Origin of the sequence: Thomasclavelia cocleata (assembly GCF_900102365.1) — a bacterium.
Taxonomy (GTDB): domain Bacteria; phylum Bacillota_I; class Bacilli_A; order Erysipelotrichales; family Coprobacillaceae; genus Thomasclavelia; species Thomasclavelia cocleata.
Window position 1 is genome coordinate 1 of the sequence record NZ_FOIN01000030.1, and the last position, 10,388, is coordinate 10,388.

General features: G+C 26.3%; 9 protein-coding genes. 3 read left to right on the forward strand and 6 right to left on the reverse strand.

Annotated features, from left to right (window positions below; genetic code table 11):
- Positions 1–379: 379 nt before the first annotated feature.
- Positions 380–1,042 carry a two-component system response regulator gene (locus tag BMW96_RS10100; RefSeq protein WP_092355267.1) on the reverse strand — a complete coding sequence of 221 codons (663 nt, stop codon included), beginning with the start codon at positions 1,040–1,042 and terminating at the stop codon, positions 380–382.
- 93 nt (positions 1,043–1,135) lie between these two features.
- The gene (locus BMW96_RS10105; protein WP_092355271.1) at positions 1,136–2,302 is read right to left on the reverse strand and encodes an O-antigen ligase family protein; all 1,167 of its coding nucleotides are present in this window, start codon (positions 2,300–2,302) and stop codon (positions 1,136–1,138) included.
- A 64-nt stretch (positions 2,303–2,366) separates the two neighbouring features.
- Here BMW96_RS10105 and BMW96_RS10110 point away from each other — a divergent pair, with 64 nt between their 5' ends.
- The 3 genes from BMW96_RS10110 to BMW96_RS10120 all read left to right on the forward strand — a co-directional run bounded on the left by BMW96_RS10110 (position 2,367) and on the right by BMW96_RS10120 (position 6,841).
- On the forward strand, positions 2,367–3,302 hold the full coding sequence (locus BMW96_RS10110; RefSeq protein ID WP_092355274.1) for a TRM11 family SAM-dependent methyltransferase: 936 nt from the start codon (positions 2,367–2,369) through the stop codon (positions 3,300–3,302).
- A 94-nt stretch (positions 3,303–3,396) separates the two neighbouring features.
- Positions 3,397–5,115 (forward strand): ABC transporter ATP-binding protein, encoded by a 1,719-nt coding sequence (locus BMW96_RS10115; protein WP_092355277.1) that lies wholly within the window; start codon positions 3,397–3,399, stop codon positions 5,113–5,115.
- Entirely contained in the window at positions 5,108–6,841 is a 1,734-nt protein-coding gene (locus BMW96_RS10120) for an ABC transporter ATP-binding protein (RefSeq protein ID WP_092355280.1), read from the forward strand. The genes BMW96_RS10115 and BMW96_RS10120 overlap by 8 nt, the downstream gene beginning before the upstream one ends.
- A gap of 24 nt (positions 6,842–6,865) precedes the next feature.
- Here BMW96_RS10120 and BMW96_RS10125 read toward each other — a convergent pair whose 3' ends face one another.
- The 4 genes from BMW96_RS10125 to BMW96_RS10140 all read right to left on the reverse strand — a co-directional run bounded on the left by BMW96_RS10125 (position 6,866) and on the right by BMW96_RS10140 (position 10,349).
- Positions 6,866–7,777, reverse strand: a complete 912-nt coding sequence (locus tag BMW96_RS10125) for a zinc metalloprotease (RefSeq protein ID WP_092355283.1) — start codon at positions 7,775–7,777, stop codon at positions 6,866–6,868.
- 179 nt (positions 7,778–7,956) lie between these two features.
- Entirely contained in the window at positions 7,957–8,961 is a 1,005-nt protein-coding gene (locus BMW96_RS10130; protein WP_092355286.1) for a DUF7309 domain-containing protein, read from the reverse strand.
- Positions 8,962–8,998: 37 nt separating this feature from the next.
- Positions 8,999–9,472: a phosphatase PAP2 family protein gene (locus BMW96_RS10135; RefSeq protein ID WP_092355289.1), complete on the reverse strand. Its 474-nt coding sequence runs from the start codon at positions 9,470–9,472 to the stop codon at positions 8,999–9,001.
- 457 nt (positions 9,473–9,929) lie between these two features.
- Positions 9,930–10,349 carry an RpnC/YadD family protein gene (locus tag BMW96_RS10140; protein ID WP_100555374.1) on the reverse strand — a complete coding sequence of 140 codons (420 nt, stop codon included), beginning with the start codon at positions 10,347–10,349 and terminating at the stop codon, positions 9,930–9,932.
- Between the last annotated feature and the right edge of the window lie 39 nt (positions 10,350–10,388).

The window sequence follows — 10,388 nt, forward strand, 5'->3', positions numbered from 1 at the left end:
GGTTATAATAGAACTCCTAAAGATTTCAAAAGAAATTCCAGAGGATTAGATAATTTTGAATATGCACGTAGCAGATTGATTTGGGCCAACAGAAAAAACGAATCCATTCTCTCTACTCCAAAATCCAAAAAAGAAGTTTATAAATTTAAAAAATAAAATATAAAAGTATCTAGACGAAATAAAGGGGAACAACCATTTTTGATTGTTCCCTATTGAACTTATTTATTCATCAATTTTAGGTTGCCCCCTAAAGTGTCCCCTAAATTTCAACAGACTTTTTTTAGCACCACTAAAGTTGACCCCCAAATAATTTGGCTTTCCCCCTAAATTATTTGGTTACCCCTTTTTTGTTAAAAAAACCTACTTTAGTGTTTGTTGTTTAATAATTTTCATAAAAATATTTTTTTACTAATTTTCTTTTTCTAACACTTACTTCAAATTTACAATTAATACTATTTAAATATAAATAATTATCTTCAAAATTATTAATTTTATCTCCATTTATAACTGTGTCATAGTTTATTTTGATAAAACGCTCATCAAGCATTTCCGTTATTTTCTTTAAAGAAGTATTATTAATATTTATCATTTTATTTCCATATATTATTGAAACAATATGGTTTCCAATATATTGACAATAAATTATACTATTTATTTTAACATTTATATCTATACCCCTTATTTTAAATGTAATAAAAGACTCATTATTTATTATTTTAATCAATTCTGTTACTTTTTTTACTAATTCTTTTTCAAGATCTTTTTTTAATATACATCCATATATATTAGGTCCAAGTGCATCTTTAATTTTTAAGATATGATTTGTTAAAAAAATAATTTTTAAATGATGATTATTATTTAAAAAATTAGTAATATCCTCATTTAACATATCAATATTCAGTAATAAAAAGTCCAAATTATGATTAATTTCATGTATAGAATTATACAACTGAATACGAGTATTACTAAATTCGTTAACTAAAATATTATATATTTTTGTGTAATATTTTAGTTCATTATCTATTACCCCAATAGAAACCATTTTAATTCCCCTCTCCATATATGAATAAATTTTATCATATATTTTAAATAAAAGAAAGACTGCAAGAGTAAGAGGACTTACTCATTGCAGCTTTTAATTATGTTTGAACATTTCAAATGATGAAGCAATCATTAAAAATAGCATTCCAGTATGAACCCAGAAAATAGTATAATCAAGAGTCCCGTGTAATAATATAACAACAATACATGAAATTACTAGTGCAACATAACGAAGATTTATCTTTTGTTTATATACTTTAAATAGTCGTTTACAATTATCTAGTATATATGGAATAAGTGTAGTTACACCAATTACACCAAATGATAAAATTGGATCAAGGTAAATACTATGAGCGTGTTGAGTATTATGACCAGCATATTGTTTAAATATCATCATATAAGTCATTGGGCCTTGCCCAAATAGTGGGTGAGCTTTGATTCCCTCGATTGCAGCATGCCAAATTTTTGTTCTAACAGTAAAGTTGTCAACTAGTTTTTCAATTCTTGGAAATTGTTCAGGGTGAATGATAAAAAAGATGCCAATAACAATACAAGCCATACCAATTAAACTACAAATCCAATAATTTTTGTTAATTATAAGAAATACTAACATTGCTACAGCTGTAGCAATAAAAGCAGTACGACAACCAGTCATATATAATAGGAAGAAATTAATACAAGCAGTAATAAAATAATATACTTGTTTTTTTAACTCTTTAGTACCAAATATTTTATAACCAATCATCATAATAATAAATTCAATCATCATCGCATAATAATTAGCATTAAAGAAAACAGAATTCAAACGATTTTCTCGACGACTAAATACTTTTAAAGTAAAATGATCATATCCAAGTCGATTTAAAATTTGTAATTGTTCATATAGACCATAAATAGCCCATAAAATTGATAAAGCAATTAACATATCTAAAATTAATTCGAATACTTCTTCATTAATATATTTACGATAATAAAGCATTAATGAAACAAAGATAAAAATTAAAACTACACAACCAGCTCCAATCCAATTTCGATAAATTAAAGATATAACTAATGTCAAAATCATAAAGATAATTAAATATTTTGATTTTGGTGTAGTTTTAAAAGCATTAATTATTTTTTTAGTGTACAATAAGTATAATGTTTCAAGTAATAAAAAAGGTACACATATATAAAATGGGGTTGATAAGCTAAGAGCAGTAAGAATAATCATTAACTGTTCTTTAGAAAAATGTTTTTTTAATGAATGAATAAATTGCATGATTGACCTCCAAGTACCGTTACTATAGCATAAATATAAAATAGATACAAATAAGGAGTTATTGATGAAAAAGTTTTTGTATGTTTTTAATTATCCTCCAGAAGATAGAGATTTATGTGCGTTAGAGTTTAAAGCATTATTTAAAGATAAATATGTAAGTAAATGTTATTTAACTAATAAAGATTATAGTGTTGATAGAAGTGTTTTTATAAAAGCTAAAATAGATATTTGGCAGATTGATAAAGATTTTGATAATTTAATTTCTAAGGTTGATAAGTTACATAAAAATTATGTAGATTTTAAAGTGATTTATTTGAAAAATGAAATTACGCATGTAGAGTATCAAGAAACTTTACAAAAATGTAAAGATATTTCTTGGGCAATAGAAGGTAGTGTCAATATGTCTAAGCCTAAGCATGTTATTGCAATAACTAAATTAGCTGATAAATGGATATGTGGATATTATCATCATGGGGTACCTTCATGGAAAAAACATGATAAAAAGCCCCATACTTTTTCCAATTCTTTAGATATTAGATTGGCAAGAACACTTATAAATATAGCAGCTGGTGATAATGAAAAGATTAGAATAGTAGATCCATGTTGTGGAATGGGAACAGTAGTCCTTGAAGGTTTAGCCTTAGGATTAGATATTGAAGGATTTGATATTTCCCGAGAAATATCATGGCTAGCTAGAAAGAACTTAAAATATTTTGGATATGATGAATATTTGATAAATAAAGTAAGTATTCATGATTTACAAAAACATTATGATGTAGCAATTATGGATATCCCTTATAATCTTTATACCCCGATAACATATCAAGAACAATGCCAAATAATCCAATCGTCACGAAAAATCTGTGATAAGATGATTATGGTTACTTTTGAGAATATGAGTAAAGAAATTAATCAGGCTGGTTTCTTAATTATCGATAGTTGTTTAAGAAAGAAAACTGAGTATGTAAAGTTTGGGCGTTATATCTATGTTTGCATATAGTTTTGATATATAAAGTGGTACAAAATATTAATATAGTTAATTTTAATTTATTAGGATATAGGGTATAATAAATCCTAGATTTGGGGGTTAAATAATGAAATTGTTAAAATATATAAAAGAGTACCGTTTTTCTGCGATAATTGGTTTTGTTTTTAAAATTGCTGAAGCTGCATTAGAATTAATGGTACCTTTAGTAATGGCAGATATTATAGACATTGGAATTAAAACTAATGATAAAAATTATATTTTAATGAAAGGTTTAACTTTAGTTGGTTTAGCGATAGCTGGATATTTATTCGCTTTAGTTTGTCAATATTATGCATCTGTAACATCACAAGGTGTTGGTACAAAATTACGTGAGGATATGTATCATCAAATTAATCGTTATGATCATCGTAATCTTGATAAATTAAGTGCACCAACTTTAGTAACAAGATTAGTTAATGATGTTGTACAAATTCAATTAGCGATAGCAATGACAATTAGATTAACCTCAAGAGCACCATTTATTATGATTGGTTCATTGGTTTTAGCTTTTTTTATTAGTGGACCATTAGCATCAATTTTTATTATTGGTGCAGTTATTTTAGCAGTGATTATGTTAGCAATAACTGTAGTTTCAATGCCTTATTTTAATAATATTCAAAAAAAATTAGATCGAATTAGTTTAATTGTTAGAGAGAATTTAAATGGAATCAGGGTTATTCGTGCTTTTGCTTCACAAAATAAAGAGATAAATAAATTTAAGAGTCAAACTAAAGAGCAAAAAGATATTCAAGTTAAGGTAGGGAGAATTCAAGCCTTATTAAATCCGTTTACTTACTTGATTGTTAATATTGCAATTGTTTTAATTATTTATTTTGGTGGAAGGGAAGTAAATGTAGGTGGTCTATCTCAAGGAGAAATAATTGCTTTAGTAAATTATATGAATTCAATATTATTAGCGTTGATTGTTTTTGCTAATGTTTTATCAATTTATAATAAAGCTGGAGCTAGTTATACAAGAATTTTTAAAGTATTAGAAACTGAACCTAAAGTTAAAGATTTAGGTAAGATAGAAACATGGCATAGTAGTGAGAATTGTATTGAATTTAGAAATGTTAACTTTGCTTATAATCAAAAAAATATTTTACATAATTTAAGTTTTATTATAAAAAAAGGTGAAACAATAGGTATTATTGGGGGAACAGGTGCAGGAAAAAGTTCTTTAGTTAATTTGATTAATCGTTTTTATGATACTGTTAGTGGCGAAATATTGATTAATGATCAACCAATTAAAGAGTATGATTTACATAGTTTAAGGGAAGATATTGGTTTTGTACCTCAATATGCCTCTTTAATTTCAGGAACAATAAGAGAAAATATTCAACTAGGTAATCAACAAGCTAGTGATGAAGAATTAATGAATGCTTTAAAGATAGCCCAAGGAAAAGAATTAGTTGAAGATAAAATAGCTGGATTAGATACAATTATTGAACAAGGGGGAAAAAATTTATCTGGAGGTCAAAAGCAGCGATTGACAATTGCAAGGGCATTAGTTAAAAAACCACAAATATTGATTTTAGATGATAGTTCTAGTGCCTTAGATTATGGAACAGATTATCAGTTACGCCAAGAATTAAAAAAATTAGATATAACAAAAATTATTATTTCACAGCGAACATCCTCAATAGAACAAGCTGATAAAATAATTGTTTTGTATCATGGAGAAATAGTAGGTTTTGATAAACATGAACAATTAATGAAAGACTGTCAAATATATCAGGAAATTTATGCATCTCAACATAGTAAGGATGGTGATAGTCATGAATAGAAAAATAATTAAAAGACTTTTGACTTATTGTAAACCATATCAGCTTATTATTATAGTTATCTTTGTTTTATCGTTTTTTAGTGTTTGTTTAACATTATTAACACCAGTATTATTTGGTAGAGCGATTGATTCATTGATAGGGATTAATCAGGTTGATTTTAATGCATTGATAGTACAGTTGATGATTATTGTTGGTGTGATAGTTGTTTGTGTATTAGTTCAATGGCTTTTGGGTCAATTTACAAATAAGATTACATATAGTATTACTAATGATTTACGTGATAAAGTTTTTGAGAAACTTCATTTGTTACCTTTAAAATATATAGATAGTCATCCTCATGGGGATATAATTGGACGTGTAATTAATGATATTGATTTAATTGGAAATGGGTTATTGCAGAGTTTTACAAGCTTGTTTACTGGAGTGGTAACAATTATTGGAACTATTATAATCATGTGTTTAATTAATTTGTCGATTGCTATAGTTGTAATTGTTTTAACACCATTATCTTTATTGGTTGCTTCAATTATTGTTAAAAGGACACATGTATATTTTAAAGAACAATTAGAAATTAGAGGAGAAATGAATGGGTATATTGAAGAGATGATTGGTAATCAACGTCTTATTAAAGCTTTTAATTATGAGAAGACAAATGAAAAAAGATTTCAAGAAATTAATCAGCGAATGCACGTAAGTGGAGTTAAATCACAGTTTTATGGGGCTTTAATAAATCCAACAACTAGAATTGTAAATAGTTTAGTTTATGGAGCTGTTGGTGTTTTTGGAGCAATTAGTGTTTTAAATGGGCACTTTACAGTAGGTTTATTATCTAGTTTTTTAACTTATGCTAATCAATATACAAAGCCATTTAATGAGATATCTTCAGTTATGACAGAGATGCAGACTGCTTTAGCAGCTAGTCAAAGAGTTTTTAATCTTTTAGATGAACAAAATGAATCTTTTGTAGTAAATCCACAAATAGTTAATGATATCCAAGGAAAAGTTACTTTAAAAGATGTATGCTTCAGTTATGAACCAAATGTTTCTTTAATTAAAGATTTAAATCTTAAAGTTAAATCAGGACAAACTGTTGCAATTGTAGGAAAAACGGGTTGTGGTAAAACAACATTAATAAATTTATTAATGCGTTTCTATGATCAAAATAACGGAGTAATTACTATTGATGATGTTGATACTTTAAAGATGGATCGAGATTATCTTCGTAAATTGTATGGTATGGTTTTACAAGAATCATGGATTTTTAAAGGAACTATTAAGGAAAATATTGCATATGGTAAAAGTGATGCAGATGATGAAGAAATAATAGCAGCGGCTAAAAAAGCAAGGGTTCATAAATTTATTATGAAATTACCTGATGGTTATGAAACAATGATTGAAGAAGATGGTGGAAATCTTTCTCAAGGACAAAAACAATTAATTTGTATAGCCCGAATTATGTTGACAAAGCCACCAATGTTAATTCTTGATGAAGCTACTAGTTCAATTGATACTAGAACTGAGTTACAGATACAAGAGGCATTTGATATAATGATGGAAGGACGAACAACTTTCATTGTTGCTCATCGTTTATCTACGATAAAAAATGCTGATATTATTTTGTTTATGGATAAAGGTAGAATCTTAGAACAAGGTACACATCAGGAGTTATTAGATAAACAGGGGTATTATTATAATTTGTATAATAGTCAATTTAATTTAGGATAATAAATAAACTAGCTTGATTTTAAGCTAGTTTTTACTTTGTTTTAAAATTAAGTTAAAGATTTCTTTTTCGGATTCTATAGTTACATCAATAGGATAGTTTTTAGATAAAATATTAAATTTATCTAAGTAATGATTAGCCTGGATAGGATTATCATTAACTAAAAGTTCATAGGCATAAAGTTGTCTTTGTCGCTCTAATGATGTTTTAATAGTCATTTTAATGTATTTTTCTAATTTTTGATATAATTTTTTGATTTCAGGATTTCGGAGATTTTCCATAATCAGATAGAATAAATATTCACAATCAAGTTCATTTTTAAAAAGGGGAAATAATGTACATTGTTGATTAAGCTGGTCAATTAAAATTTTAGCTTCATTGAATTTTAATTGTTCATGTAAACGAGCTGTTTTATTAATAATAATTGATTGATTCAAAGGGTTATTAAGGTTGCAGTTATCAGGTAATTGAAATAGTGTTTCATCCATATCTTGAAGTTTAATACCGTTTATCATTAAATCATAAATAGTCATTTGGCTATAAAACCCAAATCGTGAATCTTTTTCTTTGAACATCATTAAGATATTATAACCATCGTTAGGGACATCAAGTTTTAAAGGAAGTAAATTTAAACAGCCAGTAAATAAATTTATTAAAGCAAAGGTACTTAATGTTATTTTAATAACGAAATTATCTTTAAAAATTATAAATAGACCAAATGAAATAAATGCAAAAATAAGATTAAATAGTCCTCCACCTATATTATATAGAAAATAAGGAAAATGCTGATTATAGGGTGGTGGTTTTAATAAACATTGTCCTGCAGTTTCTAATAAAGAATATGTTTTTATTTGAAAAGAATTATTTTGTTTAATTATTATTTTATTATTGATACGAAAGGAGATAAATTTATAACCACTTAGTAATCCTAATATCAAATGTCCACTTTCGTGAATAATAACTGTTAAGGGATAAGTAATTAAAGTGGTTATAAAGAAAATGATGAAAAAAGGTATTAATGAGTTTGCAGGAATATTCATGGATATAAATATTCTTAAATAAAATCCTACTATAGCTCCACTAATTATTTGAATAATTTTAGTTTTATGTTTTTTTATTATCTATCAATAAAAGAATGACACATATCACTGATAATATAATCAATCATTTGTAATGGGGTTGTGATCAATTCAATATCACACTCTTTACAAACGTCAACTATAGCAGCCCAAACAGCAGGATTACGAATGAAAAGGCAATCAGGTTTTCCTTCTTTTAAAATGTATTCAATTAAAAAAGATAATACTAAACCAATTTCATCATCGTCTGGACTTAAAAAATGGGTAGCCATGATCATTTGAGTTTCTTCATCCAAAACAATAAACATCAAAGGATTAATAGGGCGATCAAAATCGTTTTCAGTTATAGAAAATTTCATATATACTAAATCAATAATAAGCCTACGATGATTATTAGGAGCTAAACTTGCCTGTTCAAGTATGCTTTTATCTGCTATTTCGATAGCACAAAATTTATCAACTGGTGTTGGTAAACATAATGGTTCATAGGACCAATTATCCTTTTTTTGATAAGCATGAATAATTTCATTTTCATCAAATTTAACATCAATCTTATTATTGATATAAAGATTTGTAATTTCCATCAATTTTTTCATTACTCTAATAATAGTAAACGCCTGATTATCATTAATATGATATGGGCTAAATCTTTTTTTATACGATAAAAAATATGGCCAATTACCACGTCCACGATATTTAAGACCTAAATCTTTAATAAGTTTTTTTTGTTTCGGTGGTACTTCTTCACGATTCCCCATATAAAAGGTTAAACAAGTTTGATCATACATCATGTATGTTGTTACAGTATCATCAATTGGCTTTGTTGTAATTGAACAGAGATCCTCATATCCTTTATCTCCTAAATAGATAGAAAGACCAATACATTTATTATCATATCCCATGATAGTACAATAAATGGTTTCTTCATTTTCAAAATCTATTTTAATCCAATCATTACATTTAAAATATTCCCATGGTTTTAAATCATTCCATGCTTTAGTTGTATCATGTAGTTCGTGCCAAATAGTTAAATTATTTTCCATAAAATTCCTCCATATATTATTATTGTAACTTATTTAACTATATAAAAGCTATAAAAAAAGCAATTATAATTGCACTTATTACATCACTTATATAGTGGACACCACATAATATTCTAGATAAACTAACAAGGATAGCTAATATTAACATTATATTACCTAATAATATATTTATTTTTAAGCAAGCAAGAGCAATTGAAAAAGCGCTAACAGTATGTCTGCTAGGAAATGATTCACCAGATTTATGGCTTAATAAGGGTTTAATATTCATTTTTTCATATGGGCGTTTACGATTAATTATTTTTCTAAAAATGGTTACAGTTATGAAAGATAGCGAAGGTTTAATAATTGTAGATAGTAATAAATTGTTTTTAGTTATAAACAGATAAATTAAAACAGTTGGATAGATAATAAAGGTAATAAGGGGAATGTATTTAGAAGAATAGATAATTAATTTTTTTAATAAGGGATGATTGCGGATTGTTTGTAACATATTTTGATATAGCTTTTCCATAGAATTCTCCATTTTTTATTTTTTAATGAAAAAATAGTTGTATTAGCATTCATAGTTAAAATTTTGTAAAATATTTTTTATATTTTTATTGTTTTCTAATATATTGTTGTATTAAACTGTTTGGAATAACTATGAATAATTGTAACCTCATTGATTAAAGGATTAATACTATTTAGAAAGATATCTAGTTTAATTTTAGATTCAAGATATCAATTTAATTGTCTTTTTTCATGTTTTGATAATATAATGGTAATCGTTTTATTAATAGAGAGTCAAGTATAAATAGTTAAAATAATTATGGCAAAATAAAGGGATTTTATTATGAAGCATTAATAAATTCATTAAATTTGGATTCAACTTTGGAAGTTTTACTAATAAAAAAGCGAAGTGATAATTTTTGATTTCTCCTTCATCGCTTTTTATTAGTGATCGGTTTAGTTAGTTCCAATATAATTTATTATTCATGTATCTTTTCTATTTGTTGTTTAAACTTTTCATAATCGTCTTCTTCAAAAATTATTTTTTTGATAGCTTTTAATTGCTTTTCATTTAGCGATGATATCCATTCTTCATCCCTTATTCCATATCTTACTTCAATAAAATTAATAGTATTTTTTAATTCACCTTCAACCCTTCCTTCAATCCTTCCTTCAGCTTTTCCTTCGATTTTTCCTTTTTCATATATTTCCTGCTTTTCTGATTCATTTGCTGCCCTGTTTAAATCTCTTTTATAATACATGTCTCTTAACTTGGCTTCTTCATTAAACTTTTCTAACTTCTTTTTCATGATATTGATCACTCCCTGGTCTGTTAAACCAATTATATCATTATCTATTCCATTTTTGAATATATACAGTGCCACTTCTATTCCTGTCATCCTTTTTAATCCTTTCTGTTTCCTGATAATATTTATATA